This window comes from Thalassospira sp. MBR-102 (genome assembly GCF_040549275.1).
Taxonomy (GTDB): Bacteria; Pseudomonadota; Alphaproteobacteria; order Rhodospirillales; family Thalassospiraceae; genus Thalassospira; species Thalassospira xiamenensis.
On record NZ_JBEPTC010000009.1, the window covers coordinates 25,330 to 45,418 of the forward strand.

20 protein-coding genes are annotated in these 20,089 nt (G+C 55.1%); 7 read left to right on the forward strand and 13 right to left on the reverse strand.

Going from position 1 to position 20,089, the window contains the following annotated elements:
• Positions 1-47 precede the first annotated feature (47 nt).
• Genes ABIE64_RS15165 through ABIE64_RS15185 form a run of 5 tightly spaced genes read right to left on the reverse strand, consistent with a single transcriptional unit; the run spans position 48 to position 5,714 of the window.
• Positions 48-947: an LpxL/LpxP family acyltransferase gene (locus tag ABIE64_RS15165; protein WP_354377861.1), complete on the reverse strand. Its 900-nt coding sequence runs from the start codon at positions 945-947 to the stop codon at positions 48-50.
• Positions 940-1,911 carry a tetraacyldisaccharide 4'-kinase gene (lpxK, locus tag ABIE64_RS15170; RefSeq protein ID WP_354377862.1) on the reverse strand — a complete coding sequence of 324 codons (972 nt, stop codon included), beginning with the start codon at positions 1,909-1,911 and terminating at the stop codon, positions 940-942. The genes ABIE64_RS15165 and lpxK overlap by 8 nt, the downstream gene beginning before the upstream one ends.
• Positions 1,898-3,184 (reverse strand): 3-deoxy-D-manno-octulosonic acid transferase, encoded by a 1,287-nt coding sequence (locus tag ABIE64_RS15175; RefSeq protein WP_354377863.1) that lies wholly within the window; start codon positions 3,182-3,184, stop codon positions 1,898-1,900. Before ABIE64_RS15175 ends, lpxK begins: the two co-directional genes overlap by 14 nt.
• Positions 3,181-3,957 (reverse strand): lysophospholipid acyltransferase family protein, encoded by a 777-nt coding sequence (locus tag ABIE64_RS15180; protein WP_063093281.1) that lies wholly within the window; start codon positions 3,955-3,957, stop codon positions 3,181-3,183. The genes ABIE64_RS15175 and ABIE64_RS15180 overlap by 4 nt, the downstream gene beginning before the upstream one ends.
• A gap of 26 nt (positions 3,958-3,983) precedes the next feature.
• The gene (locus ABIE64_RS15185; protein ID WP_354377864.1) at positions 3,984-5,714 is read right to left on the reverse strand and encodes an ABC transporter ATP-binding protein; all 1,731 of its coding nucleotides are present in this window, start codon (positions 5,712-5,714) and stop codon (positions 3,984-3,986) included.
• A gap of 258 nt (positions 5,715-5,972) precedes the next feature.
• Here ABIE64_RS15185 and ABIE64_RS15190 point away from each other — a divergent pair, with 258 nt between their 5' ends.
• Positions 5,973-6,809 carry a BUD32 family EKC/KEOPS complex subunit gene (locus ABIE64_RS15190; protein WP_354377865.1) on the forward strand — a complete coding sequence of 279 codons (837 nt, stop codon included), beginning with the start codon at positions 5,973-5,975 and terminating at the stop codon, positions 6,807-6,809.
• 11 nt (positions 6,810-6,820) lie between these two features.
• Here ABIE64_RS15190 and ABIE64_RS15195 read toward each other — a convergent pair whose 3' ends face one another.
• Positions 6,821-7,909, reverse strand: coding sequence for a glycosyltransferase family 4 protein (locus ABIE64_RS15195; protein WP_071239447.1), 1,089 nt, complete (start codon positions 7,907-7,909; stop codon positions 6,821-6,823).
• Complete coding sequence (locus tag ABIE64_RS15200; protein ID WP_114095542.1) at positions 7,906-8,823, reverse strand: UDP-2,3-diacylglucosamine diphosphatase; 918 nt, start codon at positions 8,821-8,823, stop codon at positions 7,906-7,908. Before ABIE64_RS15200 ends, ABIE64_RS15195 begins: the two co-directional genes overlap by 4 nt.
• 217 nt (positions 8,824-9,040) lie before the next feature.
• Here ABIE64_RS15200 and ABIE64_RS15205 point away from each other — a divergent pair, with 217 nt between their 5' ends.
• On the forward strand, positions 9,041-10,003 hold the full coding sequence (locus tag ABIE64_RS15205; RefSeq protein WP_341363292.1) for a diacylglycerol/lipid kinase family protein: 963 nt from the start codon (positions 9,041-9,043) through the stop codon (positions 10,001-10,003).
• Between the two features lie 7 nt (positions 10,004-10,010).
• On the opposite strand, the gene ABIE64_RS15210 is transcribed toward ABIE64_RS15205, so the two are convergent.
• Entirely contained in the window at positions 10,011-11,360 is a 1,350-nt protein-coding gene (locus ABIE64_RS15210; protein WP_354377866.1) for a TldD/PmbA family protein, read from the reverse strand.
• Between the two features lie 241 nt (positions 11,361-11,601).
• Here ABIE64_RS15210 and ABIE64_RS15215 point away from each other — a divergent pair, with 241 nt between their 5' ends.
• The 3 genes from ABIE64_RS15215 (at position 11,602) to ABIE64_RS15225 (ending at position 12,750) form a co-directional block, all read left to right on the forward strand.
• On the forward strand, positions 11,602-12,156 hold the full coding sequence (locus ABIE64_RS15215; RefSeq protein ID WP_354377867.1) for a hypothetical protein: 555 nt from the start codon (positions 11,602-11,604) through the stop codon (positions 12,154-12,156).
• A gap of 61 nt (positions 12,157-12,217) precedes the next feature.
• Positions 12,218-12,460, forward strand: a complete 243-nt coding sequence (locus tag ABIE64_RS15220) for a type II toxin-antitoxin system CcdA family antitoxin (RefSeq protein ID WP_007091213.1) — start codon at positions 12,218-12,220, stop codon at positions 12,458-12,460.
• The gene (locus ABIE64_RS15225; protein ID WP_354377868.1) at positions 12,460-12,750 is read left to right on the forward strand and encodes a CcdB family protein; all 291 of its coding nucleotides are present in this window, start codon (positions 12,460-12,462) and stop codon (positions 12,748-12,750) included. Before ABIE64_RS15220 ends, ABIE64_RS15225 begins: the two co-directional genes overlap by 1 nt.
• Here the strand turns inward: ABIE64_RS15225 and ABIE64_RS15230 are convergent.
• Complete coding sequence (locus tag ABIE64_RS15230) at positions 12,747-14,273, reverse strand: UbiD family decarboxylase (RefSeq protein ID WP_354377869.1); 1,527 nt, start codon at positions 14,271-14,273, stop codon at positions 12,747-12,749. The genes ABIE64_RS15225 and ABIE64_RS15230 overlap by 4 nt on opposite strands.
• Positions 14,274-14,441: 168 nt before the next feature.
• Complete coding sequence (locus tag ABIE64_RS15235) at positions 14,442-14,906, reverse strand: hypothetical protein (protein WP_354377870.1); 465 nt, start codon at positions 14,904-14,906, stop codon at positions 14,442-14,444.
• Positions 14,907-15,168: 262 nt separating this feature from the next.
• Between ABIE64_RS15235 and ABIE64_RS15240 the strand changes: the two genes are divergently transcribed.
• Positions 15,169-15,525 carry a DUF4170 domain-containing protein gene (locus ABIE64_RS15240; protein WP_007091209.1) on the forward strand — a complete coding sequence of 119 codons (357 nt, stop codon included), beginning with the start codon at positions 15,169-15,171 and terminating at the stop codon, positions 15,523-15,525.
• Between the two features lie 99 nt (positions 15,526-15,624).
• On the opposite strand, the gene ABIE64_RS15245 is transcribed toward ABIE64_RS15240, so the two are convergent.
• From ABIE64_RS15245 to ubiA, 3 genes are read right to left on the reverse strand one after another with little or no spacing between them, the layout of a single operon-like run.
• The gene (locus ABIE64_RS15245; protein WP_354377871.1) at positions 15,625-16,335 is read right to left on the reverse strand and encodes a class I SAM-dependent methyltransferase; all 711 of its coding nucleotides are present in this window, start codon (positions 16,333-16,335) and stop codon (positions 15,625-15,627) included.
• Positions 16,336-16,372: 37 nt separating this feature from the next.
• A complete protein-coding gene (locus ABIE64_RS15250) occupies positions 16,373-18,217 on the reverse strand; it encodes a cation:proton antiporter (RefSeq protein ID WP_354377872.1) in 1,845 nt (614 codons plus the stop codon).
• A gap of 59 nt (positions 18,218-18,276) precedes the next feature.
• Positions 18,277-19,215: a 4-hydroxybenzoate octaprenyltransferase gene (gene ubiA / locus ABIE64_RS15255; RefSeq protein WP_354377873.1), complete on the reverse strand. Its 939-nt coding sequence runs from the start codon at positions 19,213-19,215 to the stop codon at positions 18,277-18,279.
• Positions 19,216-19,277: 62 nt separating this feature from the next.
• Between ubiA and ABIE64_RS15260 the strand changes: the two genes are divergently transcribed.
• A complete protein-coding gene (locus ABIE64_RS15260; RefSeq protein ID WP_062950612.1) occupies positions 19,278-20,078 on the forward strand; it encodes a 16S rRNA (uracil(1498)-N(3))-methyltransferase in 801 nt (266 codons plus the stop codon).
• Positions 20,079-20,089: the final 11 nt, after the last annotated feature.

Sequence of the window (20,089 nt, forward strand, 5' to 3'; positions counted from 1 at the left end):
GTGCAAGGTCGTTCCAATTAGGTTAATGCCAGCGTGATAATTGCCGCTTAGTTCGGCCAGCGTTTGTGAAGCCAAAGCCATTGTGCCGGCCGTTCACGGATCCAGCCTTCCATGATGGCGTTCACTTCGGTCATGATACGAAGGACATCTGCCTCGCGGTCTTCGGTGGGGATAATTGTCAGCGCCGGGTAAAACGTCATCCGGAAATTGGCACCGCTCAACCTCTCGACCCTCACCGGAATGACCGGGCAATCGTATTTCAGGGCAAATTGTGCCAGTGCGGGGGCCGTCATCGCATCGCGGCCAAAGAAAGGTACGGCGATCCCGTTATTGAGCTTCTGATCGACCAATAGGGCTGCGTGGCCACCTTTTTTCAGGAAGGCGGCAAATTTTCGTGCACCTTTGGCACCCTTTGGCACCAGTTCGCCGCGAAATCCCTTGCGAACGCTTTTGAAAAGTTTATCGACCCAGGGGTTATCCGGTGCGCGATAAATGGTCATCATTTCCATATCAAGCGCATCGCCAATCTTGGTCGAAACTTCCCAGTTCCCCATATGGCCGGTAAAGAACAGACCGGGTTTGTTATCTTCCCTTGTCGCCATACCGTTTTCCAGACCGACGATTTCAAGGCGGGGGCTTCCGCAATCGAGCGTTGGAAGATGGGGAATTTCTGCCGCACTACGACCGAGATTTTCCCACATATCTGTAATGATGGCTTCGATTTCTTCGGCTGACTTTTCCGGAAAAGCCTTGACGAGATTATTTCGGGCTTTCTTGCTTTGCCCAAGTTTCGGGCCAATCGCGCGCAGAAGCCGACCGCCGATGGCAGACGCAAGATCAATCGGCATGATCTTGAAAAAGCCAAACAGCAAATAGGCACCAAGCCCCTGTAAAGGGTGGGAAACATATTTCTGGCGTGCTTTGTAAAAGGCGCTGCGTTCAGCCATCAGACAATACCGCTTTAATGATTTTCTCAAGCTGGTCCGGGGCTTCGAATTCCAGTTTGATGCCAAGTGTGCTTATGCCGTTGCGCGCCGCGACAGGCAAGCGCATCAGATCTTTTTCCGTTGTTACCAGATCCGCGTTCAGGGCTGCGGCCCTTTGGCGCAGGTTAGCCAGTTCATTTGTGCGAAACGGATGATGGTCCGCGAAATCGACGCTGGCAACAATATTGGCACCAACGGTACGCAGGCTGTCATGGAATTTCGCCGGGCGGGCAATGCCCGCAAATGCAAGGACCCTGCGACCGTCAAACTCGACACCGTTGCAAGGCACAACTCGGGCTCTCAGAACCGGGACAGAGGCAGGAAGATTTGCCAGAAATGGCGGATTGCCATCTCCAATCAGGATAATGGCGTGGACTTTTGCCAAGCCCTGTTCAAGTGTTTCGCGCATCGGCCCAGCCGGGATCACGCGACCATTCCCAATGCCGAAACCACTATCGACAACGGCAAAGCTGCAATCCTTGATCACGGACGGGTTTTGCAGTCCGTCATCCATGATAATCGCATCGGCCCCGGCATTACGGGCGGTTTCGGCCCCCATGCCCCGGTCACGCGAAACCCACGTTGTGGCGGTATGTGCCAAAAGCAGCGGCTCATCACCGACATCGGAGGCCGTATCGGTCGCCGGATCAACGCGATGCGGGCCGATTTCACGCCCGCCATAGCCACGGCTCAGAAAATGGGCGTTGATGCCCATATGGTGCAACGTGTGATAAAGCGCGATTGCCGTCGGGGTTTTTCCAGCACCGCCGATGGTAAAATTGCCAACGCAGAAAACCTTGCATCCGGGATGACGCATGGTTGTTTTCATGGCGCGAATGCCCGCACCCGCCCGCCACAGCAGCGACAGGGGCGATAATGCCTTGGCCCAGAAACCATCCGCTTGCCAGAAATCAGGGGCGCGCATTGGCGGCCTCGCTGATTAAAAGCGGCGCGATTGCATCCATCGTCCGATCAAGCACCTCGGCCTTGGAATTGGCATATTCCAGCGCAGCATTTGCCAGTTCCCGGGCCTTTTCCGGATATGTCAGAAGGGTATCAACCTGCCGGGCCAGATCATCGATATCGGCAACCGGACGGCATGCCCTGGCGGCAAGAAGTTCGCGGCTGATTTCGTTAAAGTTGCTCATATCCGGGCCATGCAGGATCGCACAGCCAAGCCTTGCTGGTTCCAGCGGGTTTTGCCCACCCGATGCGCAAAGGGTCTTGCCGATCAGGCATACCGGTGCAAGCCGGTAATAAAGCCCCATCTCGCCCATGGTGTCGCCAAGATAAACATCAACCTGATCGGTAATCACATGGCCAAGGCTTCGGCGCGCCACGCGCAGGCCCTTTGCGATCAGGTCGGTTTCGATATCGTTGGCCCGATCAGAATGGCGGGGAACGATCACCGTCAGAAGGTTTTCATGTTTGCTGGCAAGGCTTTTATGAACCTGCGCGCATGCGGCTTCTTCGCCGTCAAACGTACTTGCGGCAAGCCATACGGCACGATTGCCAATCTGTGTCCTGAGTTCGGACAACGTGTCGCTATCAACCGGCAGGGCGGGGGCTGCGAATTTCAGGTTCCCGACCGCACGAACATCGGTTCCCCCCAATGCGATGAAACGCCCGGTTTCCTCTGCCCCCTGACTTAGGATCAGGTCAAAGGCCGAAATCACCGGGGTAATGAAGGAAGGGAACCGGGAATAGCTTTTAAAACTTCGAGCCGAGATACGACCGTTCAGAAGTGCCAGTCTGGTCCCCGCCTTTTTGGCCTTTGTCAGAATGTTGGGCCAGAAATCGCTTTCAAGCCAAAGTGCAACATCAGGTTTCCAGTGATGCAGGAAACGCGCAACGCAGACCTGTCGGTCAATTGGAATAAACTGATGGATCACACCTTCCGGAAGGCGTTGATACATCATTGCCGCGGATGTGACGGTGCCGGTGGTGACAAGTATCGACACATCGGGAAAACGCGTGCGAAGGGCATCAATCACCGGCAGGGCGGAAAGGGATTCGCCAACGCTGGCCCCGTGTATCCAGACCAGCTTTCCCTTCGGGCGCAATGCGCTGGCATGACCGAACCGTTCGCCGATCCTTCCTGCATCTTCCTTGCCGCGTTTTTTGCGCCGTTGCAGATAAAGACCAAGTACCGGACCCAAAAGCCGTGTCGCAACGCGATAGGCGTAAAACAGGCTCATTTGGCCGTTTCCTGTTCTGCCGCCGCCGCCACGGCCGACCGCTTCTGTTTGGGAAGTTCATCCGGTCCGGCTGGTTCAATCACGTCAAGGCCAAGCTTGGCATCGCTTTCCTGTGTCAGCTTGGTCAAAGCTGCTTCAAGTTCCAGCCGCTTTTCTTCCAATCCGTCATCATCCAGATCGCGCGGGATATGGATGGGATCGCCCCAGCTAAAGACACCTTTTGAAAATGGAAGCGGCAAAACAAACCGGTCCCAGCTGCCAAAAACGCGGCGTCTTGAGGCAGAATAGGTCAGTGGGAAAATCGGGACTTCGGCCAGTCGTGCGGCCTGAACGATGCCATCGGAAATCCGCATGCGTGGTCCGCGCGGTCCATCCGGGGTCATGCCGACGACTTCGCCAGACTTGAGGGCCTTGAGAATACGCCGCAACGCTGCCGCGCCGCCCTTGCCTTGTCCGGTTGACCCGGCAATTGTCGCAATTCCGAAATGGCCGATGGTGCGGGAAATGATTTCACCGTCGCGATGCGATGAAATCAGCATGTTAAACGGTCGGTTCCCCGCAACCGAACGCCATGTATAGGGCATCATCAGCAACCGCTGATGCCAGAAAGCCACGATAAAGGGTTTTCCTTCGGTCAGGAAATGCGCAGGATGATCGCCACCTTCCGTGTGCCAGCGACCGGTAAGACGAATGAACCGGATATAGGTTGCCGCAAGCCAGCACAAAGTGCTGCGCGCCTGATCGCTTTTTATGATCCGCTTATGAAACTGCACGCCAGTTTATCCCGATTTCTGTCGGCCTAGTTATCGCTCTCTTCCGAGAATTGCAGATTATAGAGATTGGCGTAAGCCCCTCCAAGCGCAAGCAATTCTTCATGGCGTCCCTGTTCGGTAACATGCCCGTTCTGAATGACGCAAATTTTGTCGGCATCGACAATCGTCGAAAGGCGGTGCGCGATGACAAGCGTTGTCCGTCCTTTCATCAATTCGGTCAGGGCCCCCTGAATGTGGCGTTCCGATTCCGTATCAAGGGCCGATGTTGCCTCGTCCAGAAGCAGGATCGGGGCGTTTTTCAACATCGCACGTGCAATCGCGATCCGCTGGCGCTGGCCGCCTGAAAGCTTCACACCATGTTCGCCGACAATGGTGTCATAACCGTTTTCAAGCTGCAGGATGAAATCATGGGCTGCTGCATGACGCGCGGCTTCTTCGATTTCGGCATCGCTTGCGCCAAATCGGCCATAGGCGATGTTGGATCGAACCGTATCGTCAAACAGCGTGATTTCCTGGCTGACCAGTGCGGTCGCTGATCGCAGGCTTTCGAGCGTTACATCGCGGATATCCTGACCATCAATCGTGATTGCACCGGCATTGATATCATAAAACCGCGGGATCAGGTTCAGGATGGTCGATTTACCGGCACCCGATGGCCCGACAAGGGCAATCGTCTGACCGGCCTCTATATCAAGGCTGATGTTACGCAGCGCCGTCGTTTCATTGTTATAAGAAAAGGAAACATCCTTGAACTGGATGGCGCCGCCCTTGACCTGAAGCGTTTTGGCATCGTCGGCATCGCGAATTTCCGGTTCGATATCAAGGACGGTAAACACGCGCTGCGATGCTGCAAGACCGGCCTGCAGGTTGATATTGATATTGGCAAGGCGCTTGACCGGCTCGTAGGCCAGCAACAGGGCCGTGATGAACGAAAAGAAACTGCCCGGATCGCTTGCCCCGTCAATGACGCGGCTACCGCCGTAAATAATGATGGTCGTGATCGCAGCGCCGCCGAGTGTTTCCATGATAGGGGACGAACGTGCGCTGACTTTCTGCGCCTTGAAGCTCAGATCAAAGACGGTTTCAACAAGCTTTTCCATCCGCGAACATTCATAGGGTTCCATGCCATAAGCTTTGACATGGCGGACACCTTGGAAAGTTTGTTCAAGGAGGGTTGCAAATTCACCAATCTGTTGCTGGGTGTTGGCGGAAACCTTGCGCATTCGCTTGCCCAGGCGGGCAATCGGCAGGATGGCGGCGGGAAATACCGTAAACGCAATGATGGCAAGCTGCCAGTCCTGATAGAACATGACGCCAATCAGCACGATGGCGGTCAAAAAGTCCTTGCCAAAGCCGGTCAGTGATACGGAAACGGCGGCCCGCATCGCGGTGATATCGCTGGTGAAACGCGTGATCAGTTTGCCGGTATTGGTATTGTGGAAGAACCCGATATCAAGTCGGATGACATGTTCGTAAAGCTTGTTCTGAATATCGGCAAGGATGCGACCACCGACATAGCTCATCAAAACCGACTGCCCATAGTTGGCAAAGCCTTTCAGCGCAAAAGCCGCAAGGACAGCAACCCCGACAGGGACCAGCATCGCCGGGTTCTTTTTGACAAAGACCTCGTTAATCACCGGATCCATCAGATAGGCATAACCGCCAGTCGCGGCAGCCATAAGCGCCATGCAAATCAGAGCCAGGATAATCTTGCCGAAATAAGGGGCAACCGCATCCTGAACGATGCGTCTGATCATTGGCCACGTATTCCAATGTTCCGTCGTGTGATCTAGCGAATGCTTTGGCAATGAATTCTTCCCGGTCGTGCGACGCCATTTCCGATTGTGTCAGTCCGACACTATCTATATGGATGAGGCATCATGAATATCTTGATCTTTCCGGGCTGTTGCTAGCATGCCCGGGCAGGTGCGGCAAGCCGCAGCAACGTAACTTAACTGATACTGACAGGGCCTGCAGGAATGCAGGCCACGAAAAACGACATATAAGATAAAAAAATGACAGAGCAACTCCACGATATCGTGGAACAGACGATTGCCCAAGGTGTTGGCGCACGGGTTTTTCCATTGCGGTGGAAAGGACGGCGTATCTGGATCAAACAGGCTGTCCGGCCAAAGCAAAAGGGCTGGCACCGCCTGCAGCGTTTTGTCGCAACCCTGACGCGGATACCGATGTTGCGCCCGACAGTGTCGCCAGGCGGCAAGGCCGGTCTGGCAAGCGAGGCTGAAGTCCTTCATGCCCTGAACCGTGCAGGCGTTCTGGTGCCTGATCTTCTCGAAGTCGCCGATAACTGGATCGCTATTGGCGATAACGGGGCGATCTTGCAAACCGTAATCAGCGATGCGGTCAAGGCTGGGGATGAAGCACGTGTCGCTGAACTGATTGCCATGGCCGGAACTGCATTGGCGGATTTGCATGCCAATGGTTTTGCGCATGGCGCCCCTCTTTTGCGCAACATGACCATTCGGGATGATGGCAGGATCGGTTTTATTGATTTCGAAGAAGACCCCAATAAACGTATGCCATTGCCCGACGCACAGGCGCGCGACATTCTGCTGTTTGTGTTTTCCATACAGCGCGGTTTTAAACGTCGTCCCGATCTTTTGCGTTCCGGATGGCAGGCTTATCTGAGCCGCAGTGGCATGACCGCACCACAGATGAAACCTCTGTCCCGTATCGTGGCGGTTATCCGGCCGGTTTATGTCGCGCTTAAACCGTTCCGTCGGTGGCTTGGGACGGATGCGATCAATGCGATGCGGGCATATGGCACTCTACGCAGAAGCCTGCGAGGGAAAGAAACCCCGCAGGACGGCTCCCAGCTTGCCAGAAAATAAACGGCTGCCGGTTATTGCGCCGGCATGACAATCGCCGGTTCTTTTGCTTCTGTTATGTCTTCAACGGCAAGACGTTTGGCTGCCGCCCCGTCAAACCCGCCCGAAAACGGTGCCAGATTATGCAGGAACTGACTGGCGGAATTGCGCCAGCTATATTGTTCTGCGAGTGCGCGCGCATCCTTGCCGTCAAGTTCAAGGGCCGCCATCGCCGCCTTGCGAAGGTCGGCATCAATGGCACCTGCCTTGGTCCCGCGCACGATGTCGGCGGGCCCCTGAACCGGGAATACCGCAACCGGGGTTCCCGATGCCAGGGCCTCAAGAATAACAAGGCCAAAGGTATCGGTTTTGCTTGGGAAGACAAAAACGTCTGCCGATGCGAAACAGACAGCCAGTTCTTCACCAACCTTTTTCCCAAGAAACTGTGCATTCGGGTATTTTGATTTGAGTTCCGCCAGTTGCGGCCCGTCGCCGACAACAAATTTTGTCCCCGGCAGGTCAAGGTCAAGGAAATGGCCGATATTCTTTTCAACCGCCACCCGACCGACAAACAGCCAGTGCGGTTTTGGGAAATCCCCGAAACTTGCATCGGGTCGTGGTTTGAACAGGTTAAGATCAACGCCCCGCGACCAGATATTCAGCCTGTTAAAGCCGCGATCAGCCAGCTCTTCGCGAAGCGATTCCGTGGCCACCATGACCGATTGTGATTTGTTATGGAACCGCCGCATCCCGCGATAGGAAATCGAAAGCGGCAGCCGTGTCCGCGCATGCAGATATTCCGGGAACCGGGTGTGATAGGCTGATGAAAACGGTAGTTCGCGTTTCAGGCAATAAGCACGTGCCGCCTGACCCAATGGGCCCTCGGTCGCGATATGGATCGCAACCGGTTGCAGGGCATCAATCATCCGGGCCAGTTTGCGTTTGGCAAACAGGGCCAACCGGATTTCAGGATAGGTCGGGCAGGGGATCGTCCGGAATTGATCAGGCGAGATGATATGCACATCATGTCCCATCTCGCCCAGTTCGCTGCGCACGGTTTCAAGGGTGCGCACCACACCATTTACCTGGGGATACCAGGCATCGGATACGATCAAAATTCTCATGCGGTCTTTCCAATTGGCGTGCCGCTGTTCTTTTTGGAACTGGCATTGGCAGCACGATTATTGTCCCCGACAACCCGAAACAGCGACATCAGTTTGCCCAATCCAAGGGATGGGGCACTGGCAGCATCGCGGCCGGGTTGGGAATGTGTCATCGCCATCTGGCGCATTTCAGCCCAGTACAGCAGTTCAAGCTTGCCGTTCTGGTCTTCGGTAAGGGCCGTGCAGCTTTCAACCCAGTCGCCGTCATTGCAGTAAAGGACATCGCCAATCATGCGTTTTTCGGCATGATGGATATGGCCGCATACAACACCGTCCACCTTGCGCTTGGCAGCTTCGTGGGCGACTGCATTTTCAAAATTGCAGACGAACTGAACGGCGTTCTTGACCCGGTTCTTAAGATAGGCCGACAGTGACCAGTATCCGTAACCCAGTTTGCGACGGATGCCGTTATAATAACGGTTCAGGACAATCGCGAGGTTGTAGGCCGTATCCCCAAGATAGGCGAGCCACTTGGCATATTTGACCACACCGTCAAACTCGTCGCCGTGAATGATCAGAAGCTTTTTGCCATCCGCCGTCTCGTGAATGTCGTTCATCTTGACTTCGACATGTCCAAAGGTCATATCGACAAACTCACGGGCGAATTCATCATGGTTGCCGGGGACAAAAATGACCTTTGCCCCGTTCTTGGCCTTTTCCATGATTGTCGTGATAACGGCGTGGTGGCTTTCGGGCCAGTACCAGCTTTTCTTGAGCCGCCAGCCGTCAATGATATCGCCGACCAGATAATAGGTATCTGCCGTCACTTCATTGAGGAAATCCAAAAGAAGATCTGCCTGACATCCACGCGTTCCGAGATGGACGTCCGAAATCCAGATCGTGCGGTAATGCGGTTGCAGCGTCATCGCTGTCATTGCCGCTCCTCCGTATCCTGCCAAAAGGATGGCTGGAATTCGACGGTTTTACATGCCGAATAGTGTCCCCAACCAGTAATGGTTTAAAACAAATCGCGCGAATATATAACCCGTTCATATAAATTTATCGGTTCTGTCAATATACTGTTACATGTTTCATTTTCTATAAAGAGAACGCGAAAGTAATGTTTCATTTTTATTACGGAAGTTTTTCGCAATGACCCATTCCGGGGTGACTGTTATCTTCAATCCGCGCGCTGGCGGGAATAAACAACGTTTCCTTTCAAGCATTTTGCAAAAAGCCGGTGTAAAGGTTGAATTGTTACAGACAACCCATCCCGGTCATGCTCGCGAACTGGCGCGCAAGGTTCGTGCCCATCAACGGCTGTTTGTTGCCGGTGGCGATGGATCACTGAACGAGGCCCTCAACGGCCTGCTTGATGCGCAAATCGAAGGCCACGAAGTCCCGCCGCTTGGCATCATTCCGCTGGGAACGGCCAATGTTCTGGCGGTCGAGGTCGGGCTTGAAATCCGCGCACAGGCGATTGCCGATTATATCAACAATCCGGCCCAGGTTTGGGTGCGGCCCGGTCTGGTCAATGGCCGGGCATTCTTTTTGATGGTCGGCATGGGGGCGGATGCCGATACGGTCGCAAATGTGTCACTGAAACTCAAACGACTGATCGGCAAGGGTGCCTATGTGATCGAAGGTTTGCGCAATATTATCTTTCCGCATCACCGCGATTTCGAAGTTAATATCGGGCGCGAACAATATCGCGTTGCCGGTGTGGTTGCGACCCATGCCAAACATTATGGCGGGGCGTTTGTTATTTCCCCCGATGCCAAACTGACCGATAACAGCCTTGATGTCGTGCTGATGCCCGGCAGCGGCTTTATGGCGCTGGCACGCTACGGGATTGCTTTGACCCTGAACCGGTTGCATGCGCAAACCGACGTGTCGGTGGTGCAGACCGAACGTCTGACCATCACCAGCCATTGCGGCCCCGCACCCTTGCAGATTGACGGCGAAAGTGCCGGTAAACTGCCGTGTGAAATCAGCCTGTCGCCTTATCCGGTGCGGGTTATGGTGCCTCAAGCCTATGCCGACCAATGCAATGGCCGCCAAAATGAAAACAGGGATGCGCAAAACGCACCCCTGTTACAAATCACATCTGGGTAATTTTGGCTTATTGCCCGGCCAGCGTCATGCCATCAATCCGGATTGTCGGGGCATTCGTGCCGTATTTGAAGGTCAGATCATTGGCCGGAATGGCCGTTTTGAACATGTCCTTCAGGTTTCCGGCAACCGTGATTTCGGAAACCGGATAGGCCAGCTCGCCATTTTCGATCCAGAAGCCCGATGCCCCGCGCGAATAATCGCCGGTCACGCCGTTGACACTGCTGCCGATCATTTCGGTGATGTAAAGGCCCTGCTTGATATCCTTGATCATGTCGGCGGGCGAAATGGTGCCCGGTTCCATGTAAAGGTTGGTGGTGGATGGTCCCGGCAGGCTTCCGGCCCCGCGCGATGCGTTGCCGGTCGATTTCAGGCCAAGCTGGCGGGCGGACCGCAAATCCATGATCCAGGTTTTCAGAACACCATTTTCAATCAGATGGCGCTTTTCGTTGGCGACACCTTCGGCGTCAAACGGTTTGGACCGCAGGCCACGTTTGCGGTGCGGGTTATCAATGATGTTGATCCCCGGCGCAAAGATTTCCTTGCCCATGGCATCCAGAAGGAAGCTGGTGCCGCGCGCAATACCCGATCCGTTGATCGCACCGGCCAGATGGCCGACGAGGGATGCCGAAACACGCGGGTCATAAATCACCGGAACCTGCGTGCTTTTGACCTTGCGCGGGTTCAACCGTTTCAGAGTCTTTTCCGCCGCCTTAAGGCCGATATCGACCGGATCGCGCAGATCGGTCGAAAACACCGCACTGTCATAATCATAATCGCGTTCCATCCCGGTGCCGGTTCCGGCAAGGACCGATACGGAAATGTGGCTGCCGCTGCCGGCATAGGAATTGGCAAAGCCGTTGGTCGCGGCAAGCGTGATCTGGTGGGTGCCCCAACCGGCATCCGCGCCCTCGGAATTGGTGATACCTTCAACCGACCGTGCAGCCTCTTCACAGGCGGTCGCCCATGCCATCAGTTTTTCCTGGCTGACTTCGCCCGGCTCGCAAAGCTCAAGCGCCTCGACATCAAATGTTTCGGCCAGTTCGGAGGGATCGGCAATGCCACAGAACGGGTCTTCGGGGGCGTTCTTCGCCATCGCAACGGCGCGTTCGACAAGTTCGTTCAACGCGCTTTCGCTGGTGTCGGATGACGACACAACCGCCTGCTGCTTGCCGATCAGAACACGCAGGCCAAGATCGGCCCCCTCGGATCGTTCAAGCTTTTCCATCTTGCCCAGTCGCTGCGATACCGAAAGTGACGTGCCTTCGACATAAACGGCATCCGCATCGTCGGCACCCGCCTTTTTTGCGCGCGCCAGCAGGTCGGTGATGCGATCGAGTGTCATATCGGTTTTGGGCATGGAAGCTCCCTTTGGTCGGAATGTGGTTTCCTATGGTTATAGGCAGGCTGATCGCTTTTCGCAAAGGGCAAGAAAAGGCAGTCGCCTGAAAGACCCAACCAGATACCGTCTGACGCACATTTGAATGATCCATTTGGCGAAAGCCGATCTTTGGTCATTTTTTCTTCGCAAGTTGCTATTATGACCTGAAATCCGAACCGGGACGAACCGGAAACCTGCAAGAGAATGACGGGAAACACACGTGCGAAACCTGTTTGTGGCAACACTGCTTCTGGGCACTTCCCTGACGATGTTGCAAGCTGATGCGCAAGAAGCCAAAACCGCGGCACCAAGCGATACGATGGCAGCACCAGTCACCGCCAATGATCTTTACCGCGAAATGCGCATTCAGGCCGGACAATATGCCGCGCAAAACCGTCATCAGGTTCTGGTCGGGGATTTTACCTGTGACGATATCAATGACCAGATCGTCGGCTGGGTGGATCGTGACAATCCCGAGGGACCGTTTTTCGATGTCCTGATGGTCACCAGGCACAATGGTCAATTGCATTCCGAATTCAAACAGATCCCGTTTGCGCAATCGGAACAATACGCCCTTTGCATCGACGATAAAACCGCCCCGCCGGTCATGAGCTGGCAGGTCAACGATCCTGAATATATCCGCGATGTCATTGGCAATGGCGACTTTTGCAATATCGCCGTGCGGGTCGATGATTTCATGTGCGACGCGCCGCAATTCTTCTGGTCGGAAAAGCCGGACGAAAGCGGTGAACACTGGATGTTCTTCCGGAATTGAGGCAAGAGACTATGCGTGATATAATGCGCATATATGATGCACATGAATTATGGGCGGAATTATGGGCGCTGTTACGAACAAACATACCCGCAAGGCAACCAATGTCAGTCTTGATTCCGAACTTCTGGAAACGGCAAAGCAGCTTGGAATCAATATTTCACGCAGTGCCGAGGCCGGACTGAGAGACGCTGTCTTAAAACGACAGGCCGAAATCTGGAAAAAGGAAAACAGTGCGGCGATACAGGCCAGCAATGACTATGTTGAAACGCACGGTATTCCACTGGCATCGCATCGAAAATTCTGATGGCACGTTATGATATCCATAAGCTTGCCAACGGATATGTTGTGGATGTGCAGGCCGATCTTCTTGCCGATATGATTACGCGTGTGGTTGTGCCGCTTCGTCCGCATTCTGAAATACCAAAACCAATCGGGCGTTTGAACCCGGTCATTATGATTGGCGACACCCGATGGGTTTTGCTTCCACAGTTCATTGCGACAGTAACGGTCGCCGAACTCGGAGAGGTGGTCGGTGAGTTTTCTGAAAAATTCGTCCTCACCGACGCACTGGACATGGTGTTTCAGGGAATTTAATCCCGCCAGATTTTCTTGCCCGATCCCGGCAATCCGTATCGATCCCATTTGGCATCAACCCGGTCAATAATCTCGTCTTCCATGAAAATCTTTTCGCCCCATTCCCGATGGGTTTCGGGGGGCAGCTTGTTGGTCGCGTCAAGGCCAAGCTTGCCGCCAAGGCCGCTTTCAGGTGATGCGAAATCAAGATAGTCGATGGGGGTTTCGGTCACGGTGGTGATGTCGCGCACCGGGTCCATGCGGGTCGAAATCGCCCACATCACGTCTTTCCAGTCTCGCACGTCAATATCGTCATCCACGACAATGACGAATTTCGTATACATGAATTGCCGCAGGAACGACCAAACCCCCATCATCACGCGCTTGGCATGCCCCGGATAGGCTTTTTTCATCGACACGACCGCGATGCGATACGAACATCCTTCGGGTGGCAGCCAGAAATCGACGATTTCAGGGAATTGCTGCTGCAATAATGGCACGAAAACATCGTTAAGCGCCTCACCAAGCACCGACGGCTCATCTGGCGGGCGACCGGTAAAGGTCGACAGATAGATCGGCTTTTTGCGCATGGTGATTGCGGTGATGTTAAAGACCGGGAATTCCTCGACCGAGTTATAATAACCGGTATGGTCGCCATACGGCCCTTCGGGCGCGTATTCATCCAGCGACACATAACCTTCCAGAATGATCTCGGCGGTCGCCGGGACTTTCAGCGGAACGGTTTTGCACTCCACCAGCTCGACCTTCTCCCCGCGCAGCAATCCGGCAAACTGATATTCTGAAAGCGTATCGGGAACCGGGGTCACGGCGGCAAGGATCGTACCCGGATCGGCACCAAGGACGATTGCGGCGGGCAACGGATCGCGCTTTTCCTTTTTCCATCGCGCATGATGCTGCGCCCCGCCGCGATGTTTCAGCCAGCGCATGATCGCCTTGTTCTTGCCCAGAACCTGCATGCGATAGATGCCAAGATTGAACACATCACGTTTATCGCCGCCTTTTTCATTGGCGGTCGGGCCCTGCGTCACCACCAGCGGCCACGTGATCAGCGGGGCCGGCTCCCCCGGCCAGCACGATTGGATCGGCAATTTTGAAAGATCTATGTCATCGCCCTCAAGGACGATTTCCTGACAGGGGGCCTTGGAAACCGTTTTGGGTTTCATCGCCATTACGGTTTTGGCCAAGGGCAGCATTGAAAATGCTTCCCTGAGGCTTCCGGGCGGTTCGGGCTGTTTGAGAAATGCCAGCGTTTCACCGACTTCGCGCAATTCTTCGGGTTTGCGGTTCATGCCGGCCGCCACGCGGTCCACGGTGCCAAAAAGGTTCACCAGAACCGGGATGTCATATTTCTGGCCATCTTCGCCAATGACATTTTCAAACAGGACCGCCGGGCCACCTTCGGCCAGAAGGCGCGTCTGGATTTCCGTCATCTCAAGATAGGGGGAAACCGGTTCGCTCACCCGGACCAGACGGTCTGTCTTTTCAAGCGCGTCGATGAAATCGCGAAGGGATTGATAGGGCATGGGCACCACAATCTGTGAAGTCGGTCGGTCTGAGCTGGCAATAGCCGGGCCAGCGACAAACCGGGCCAACAATAAATCTGTTGTTTCACGAATTAATACGGTGCAGGCGCGATGTCCAGCATCCACTCCCTTATCGGTGGGGAAGGGAGCAGATGCCAGACAGGAAAATTACGACGAGCGATTGGTGTAATAGGCGACGTTTCCATCATTATCGATGGTTGCCAACTGGCCCGCCTTGGTCAGGACCGACATGCAATCGTCTTCTTCATCCCGTCCCCAAAGACACAGATATTGCCCCTGTTCGATGGTCCAGAGTTTTTCGCGCATGCCGCGATCACCATCCTCGTCAATCCAGGTGATCGATGCCTTGCCATTCTGGAAATAGGTGACATTCACATTGGTTTCCTTGCCCTCGTCACGATAGGAAAAGGTCTGATCATTGATCGTATTGACCAATGCGGTACCGGTTAACGGGCTGTATCCCGACGCAACAACCGTCGCACTGGCTTCTTCCATGTCGTCACTTTGAACATCAATATCCGGGGTCGCCGATGGTGTGCCGCAGGCAGACAGGGCCGCGGTGATCGAAATAACGCCAGCAAGACCGGCACGCTTGATATGTGTTATGTTCATTTTGTTTTCCTTTTGCTCTTTGTGCCCACCAAATCATTTGGGATATCTGCCACCCAAAGCGGCGATCCGGCAGAGCGAACCGTCAGAATAAAAAGGAAAATTGTCGCCTTCTGGTCGTCCATGCGTCGACTGAATGGCAATATTGACCAAATTGGTGGTGTCGGTCGCAGACGGATTTGGTTATACAAGGGCAGGAAACCGGGTTGCGCAGCACCACCCTGCACGGCCTGTCGACATTCACCAAAGCATGAAGGACGCACAGATGGCCAAGTACTGGGTTATCGGGGGCACCTATCAGGATACCGGTTTTGACAAGCCGATCGGCGAAGAAACCAAAGTCGGTCCGTTTGGCAGCTTCGAAGACGCGGAAAAAGAATGGTCCAAAATGGCCTGGCAGTCGGTTGACGACGCCAATTCGCGTTACCGCATCGAACGCCTTGAAGAATACTGGGTTGTCGGTGGCGAATACGAAACCACCGATTTCGAAAAGCCGGTCGGCGGCGAAGAAGAACGCCACGGCCCGTTTGCGACCTTCAAGGATGCCGAAAAGGCTTGGTCGAAACTGGCATGGCAGCACGTTGATAACTGCAACTGCCGTTATCGCGTCGTTGAAGGCTGAACCGGGCTTCGAACCGGAACCGATCGAGAAACAGAAAACGCGCGCAAGGATGTCTTGCGCGCGTTTTCATATTGGCACTTCGTGCCTTATGAGGACGGGCTATTTATCGCGATCTGGCAAAAGCTGCCAGATCCGGGTGAATTTGGTGTCGACATCCTCGACCGCGACATCGACTGGCACGTCATAGGTTTCAAGTTCGTCGATATTGTGCGTCGGGGCATATGTCCGGCCCGGATCGGCAAGAATGACCCGCGTGCCAAGCCGTGCCTCGCCCATCAGCCATTGCAATACCGCATTGGCCATATCCTGCTGATAGCAGACATCACCGGCAAAAATCACATCCCAGCGGCGTGTGGCTGATTCCGTGCCGACAAAGTTTTCGGTCGTGGTTTCAAAGGCAACGCCATTGCGTTCGGCGTTCAGGCGGGTTGCCGTAATCGCCACCGGATCAATATCGTTTGCCAGAATGCTGTCTGCCCCGGCCATGACACACGCAATCGCCTGCATGCCGCCGCCACACGCAAAATCCAGAACCTTTTTGCCGCGCACCAATTCCGGATGATCAAGGATATATCGCGTAATCGCCTGTCCGCCGGGCCACGCAAACGCCCAATAGGGCGGCGGGATATCAAGCACGCCAAGGATATCCTCCGTCGCCTGCCAAAGCGGGGTGATATGCGTTGCCAGATACATCTCGATTTCGGGCGCCAATGGCACCCGTGCCGGCACGGTAAAGGTATCGATCAGATCAGCAAACCGCGGATCGTCGACTTCGGGGACCAAGGCATCGGCGAAAACATTATCGGTCATGATCGGCCCATATCGGGGTGAAACGGATTGCCGGGGCTTACTTGCTTTGTGCCTCTGGCGCAAGCGAAGTCGCCTTCGGGTTTTCGTCAGGCTTCTGGCTGTTCTGGGCATTGCGGCCAAGATACAGCAAAATATCACGCGGCTTTGCCTTTGGCATATCGGGCCCCATATGAAGCTGCGCCCCGCGGACAAGGGCGATGACCGGTGGTTCGCATCCCTGAACGTCAATGAAATCGTCCCAGCCGAATTCGTCGGTCAGACGGGTTTGCCGGATTTCGGCACCATGCCGGAAATCCTCCCGGATGTCGTCGGTTGTCATCGGTTCGGAAAACAGGGGCAACCCGCCCAATGTCTGGCTATGGCGTTTCGGGTCTTCGGGCGATCCGTGCATGCCGGTCTGAAAAACGGCGCGGCGGCCAAATTCCGGCGCGAAATCAGTACAAACCAGCGTGTTATAGGCATCGTTATCCGTGGTCGCGATCAGCGTGCCAAGCGATGAAGTATCAAGGTGATGTTCGAAAACTTCCGAAAGCACTTCCCCGTAATAGGTTGGCAATCCGGCCTCGCGCGCCAGACGCATGCTGTGCCAGCGGCTGTCGGCAACCACCACCGGAATATCAAGCTCGACAAGGCGTTTTGCAAAATCAATCGTCCAGCGATGCGCACCAACAATCAGAACACCCGGCGGTCCTTTGACCGCCAGATCAAGCTGGCGCGCCATCGGTCGGATGGAAAAGCCATGCAGCACCACGGTCGAAAACACCATCGCAAAGGCCAGCGGGATCAAAAGTGCCCCGTCGGCATAACCAAGTTCGACAAGTTCGGTCCCGAACAGGCCGGAAACCGCGACCGCCACAATCCCGCGCGGCGCGATCCAGCCAACCAGAAGCCGCTCTTTCCAGCTCACCCTTGAAAAGGCCAGCGACCCGATCACCGAAACCGGCCGCACGATAAACAGCATGGCCAGAACAAAAAGCCCATGCCCCCATGTCAGTTCGGCAATCATCGACCATTCAAGTGTCGCGGTCAGGATGATGAACACGCTGGACACCAGAATAACCGTCAGGGTTTCCTTGAACCGGCGGATTTCATCAATCGCCAGCAAATGGGCATTGCCAATCGTAAGGCCCAGCACGGTTACGGCCAGCAACCCGCTTTCTTCCTGAATTTCATTGGCCCCGGCAAAGCAGGTCAGAAGCACGCCAAGAACAAGCGGGGCTTTCAGGAATTCGGGAATCCAGCCACGCTTGAAAATCTGAACCGTCCCCAAACCAAACGCCAGGCCGATCAGAACCGCCAGCAGAATGTTGATCGCCAGATGACCAACGGCTGCGCCAAAGCCGTTGCCATGCTGGCTTGCGGCAATGACTTCGTAAGCCAGCACCGCAAACAGGGCCCCGATAGGGTCATTCACGATGCCTTCCCATTTCAGAAGCGTCGCCGGGCGCTTGGACAGTCGGGCATGACGCAACAGCGGTGCAATCACCGTCGGGCCGGTCACGATCATGATCCCGCCAAACAGGGCCGCCACCGGCCATGAAAGATCGGCCAGATAATGCGCCGCCCCCGCACCCAGAAGCCACGCCACAAGCGGGGCAATGGTGGTCAGGCGGATCACACCGCTGACACTGTGCGTCAGTTCCCGAAAATCAAGCGCAAGCCCGCCTTCAAACAGGATCACCGCAACCGCCACCGCAATAAGCGGCTGCAACAATGTACCGAAATCATTGACCGGATCGATCAGATCGGTTCCCGGTCCCAGCAGCAGGCCGACGATGGACAGCAACACGATTGCCGGAATACCGGCCCGCCATGCGAACCATTGCGCCCCGACACCCGCAAGGATCAATCCGGCAATCATCAGGGCAAGCGGTGCAATCATGGGCGGTCTTTCGATAATGGTGCAGATGAAGGATGGATCAGCCCGTATGCGGGCCTAAACTAAAGCCCGGTGCCGACCAGATTGGCAATGATGATGGCAGCCAGCACCATCAAACCGAAATCACGGTTTGATTTAAACCGTTTCAGGCAGTTCGCGGAATCATCAAGTTTGACCGTGGCAACCTGCCACGCCAGATGCAAACACGCCAGTGCCAGAAGCGGGAAGTAAATCCAGTGCAACCCGGCCAGCACACCCGAAACACCCAGCAAAAGGGTGGTTACGGTATAAAACCCCATCGCCCATCGCGGGGTTGCATCGCCAAGCCGAAGGGCCAGTGACTTTACCCCGATCTTGATGTCGTCATCCTTGTCCTGATGGGCATAAATGGTGTCGTAACCAAGCGTCCAGAAGAAGCCTGCAACATACATCGCAACCGCCGCCGGTGCGACAGTTCCGGTGACAGCCGCCCAGCCGACAAGCGCCCCCCAGTTGAATGTCAGCCCCAGAACCGCCTGCGGCCAATAGGTAATGCGCTTCATGAACGGATAGGTGATGACAAGTGGCAGGGAACAGATACCGACAATGATCGCCTCGATCCGGAACTGCACCAGAATGGCAAGCCCGATCAGAAGCAAAAGACCCAGAAATGCGATTGCCTGCCAGACCTTGACCTGGCCGCTGGGAATCGGGCGGGTTGCCGTGCGTTCGACCTTGCCGTCAAAATTCCGATCCGCCAGATCGTTGACGACGCAACCGGCCCCGCGCATGATCAATGCACCAATGGCAAAATAAACCATCATCAACAGGCTGGGCGCGCCGTTGCTTGCCATGGCGGTTGACCACCAGCAAGGCAGAAGCAGAAGCCATGTGCCAATCGGACGGTCAAGTCGTGCCAGCTTAAGATACGGCCGACTGGCCAACGGCGCGAGCCGGTCGATCCAGCCATCAGACGGCATATCGTTCTTCGTGTTCTGTATCGGTTGGTTGACCTGTGACATAATTGGCCTATGTAACTCTTTAACAAACTGAACTTCGCCGCATAACCGGCCTGGGGACATATATGACAGACGACGCCACCCGCGCCCGGCAACGCCTATTCGTTTCCGATCCTATCACGCCGGGATGCGAGATCGAACTCGCACCTGAACAGTCTCATTACCTTGAACATGTGATGCGCCTCAAGCCCGGAACGCCCATCAAGATATTTAATGGTCTTGATGGCGAATGGCTGGCGACCATCGACCACCTTCGCAAAAAGAAGGGCACGGTGACAGCCGAACGGCAATTGCGTGACCAGATTGTCGAACGCGGCCCGATCCTGGCTTTTGCTCCGATCAAAAAGCAGCGCCTTGATTTTCTGATCGAAAAGTCGGTCGAAATGGGGGTCGGCACCCTGCAACCAATCGTGACCGCACATGGCATTACCGACAAGGTCCGCCTTGATCGTTTGCAAGCCCAGGTGATCGAGGCCGCCGAGCAATGCGAACGCCTCAGCGTGCCGGAAATTGCCCCACCGGTAAAATTGCTTGATTGGCTCGCGGACTGGCCGGAAAACCGGCATTTGCTGTTCTGTGACGAGACGGGATCGGGCTCACCAATTGGTGAAGTGTTAAGTCAGCTATTGGCAAAGGGCGCTGGCTCGGCTATCGACAACGACAATGTTGTTAACCATGCAATCGTGATTGGACCCGAAGGCGGCTTTAGCGCCGACGAAATTGAACGCATCCGCAAACAGCCTTTTGCAACGCCTGTAAGCCTTGGTCCGCGCATCTTGCGGGCCGAAACTGCGGCAATTGCTGCTTTGTCCGTGTTTCAGGATCGCATCGGCGACTGGTCGATACCTCCGGTCACGAGAGATTAGGGGAAGCCCTT

Bases quoted from the DNA above. Each gene is read 5' to 3' on its own strand.
- ABIE64_RS15235 (WP_354377870.1), bottom strand. From the start codon at position 14,906: ATGAACATAACACATATCAAGCGTGCCGGTCTTGCTGGCGTTATTTCG.
- ubiA (WP_354377873.1), bottom strand. From the start codon at position 19,215: ATGTCACAGGTCAACCAACCGATACAGAACACGAAGAACGATATGCCG.
- ABIE64_RS15205 (WP_341363292.1), top strand. From the start codon at position 9,041: ATGACCCATTCCGGGGTGACTGTTATCTTCAATCCGCGCGCTGGCGGG.
- ABIE64_RS15260 (WP_062950612.1), top strand. From the start codon at position 19,278: ATGACAGACGACGCCACCCGCGCCCGGCAACGCCTATTCGTTTCCGAT.
- ABIE64_RS15210 (WP_354377866.1), bottom strand. From the start codon at position 11,360: ATGCCCAAAACCGATATGACACTCGATCGCATCACCGACCTGCTGGCG.
- ABIE64_RS15195 (WP_071239447.1), bottom strand. From the start codon at position 7,909: ATGAGAATTTTGATCGTATCCGATGCCTGGTATCCCCAGGTAAATGGT.
- ABIE64_RS15225 (WP_354377868.1), top strand. From the start codon at position 12,460: ATGGCACGTTATGATATCCATAAGCTTGCCAACGGATATGTTGTGGAT.
- ABIE64_RS15175 (WP_354377863.1), bottom strand. From the start codon at position 3,184: ATGAGCCTGTTTTACGCCTATCGCGTTGCGACACGGCTTTTGGGTCCG.
- ABIE64_RS15190 (WP_354377865.1), top strand. From the start codon at position 5,973: ATGACAGAGCAACTCCACGATATCGTGGAACAGACGATTGCCCAAGGT.
- ABIE64_RS15230 (WP_354377869.1), bottom strand. From the start codon at position 14,273: ATGCCCTATCAATCCCTTCGCGATTTCATCGACGCGCTTGAAAAGACA.
- ABIE64_RS15245 (WP_354377871.1), bottom strand. From the start codon at position 16,335: ATGACCGATAATGTTTTCGCCGATGCCTTGGTCCCCGAAGTCGACGAT.
- lpxK (WP_354377862.1), bottom strand. From the start codon at position 1,911: ATGCGCGCCCCTGATTTCTGGCAAGCGGATGGTTTCTGGGCCAAGGCA.
- ABIE64_RS15220 (WP_007091213.1), top strand. From the start codon at position 12,218: ATGGGCGCTGTTACGAACAAACATACCCGCAAGGCAACCAATGTCAGT.
- ABIE64_RS15200 (WP_114095542.1), bottom strand. From the start codon at position 8,823: ATGACAGCGATGACGCTGCAACCGCATTACCGCACGATCTGGATTTCG.
- ABIE64_RS15240 (WP_007091209.1), top strand. From the start codon at position 15,169: ATGGCCAAGTACTGGGTTATCGGGGGCACCTATCAGGATACCGGTTTT.
- ABIE64_RS15185 (WP_354377864.1), bottom strand. From the start codon at position 5,714: ATGATCAGACGCATCGTTCAGGATGCGGTTGCCCCTTATTTCGGCAAG.
- ABIE64_RS15250 (WP_354377872.1), bottom strand. From the start codon at position 18,217: ATGATTGCACCGCTTGCCCTGATGATTGCCGGATTGATCCTTGCGGGT.
- ABIE64_RS15165 (WP_354377861.1), bottom strand. From the start codon at position 947: ATGGCTGAACGCAGCGCCTTTTACAAAGCACGCCAGAAATATGTTTCC.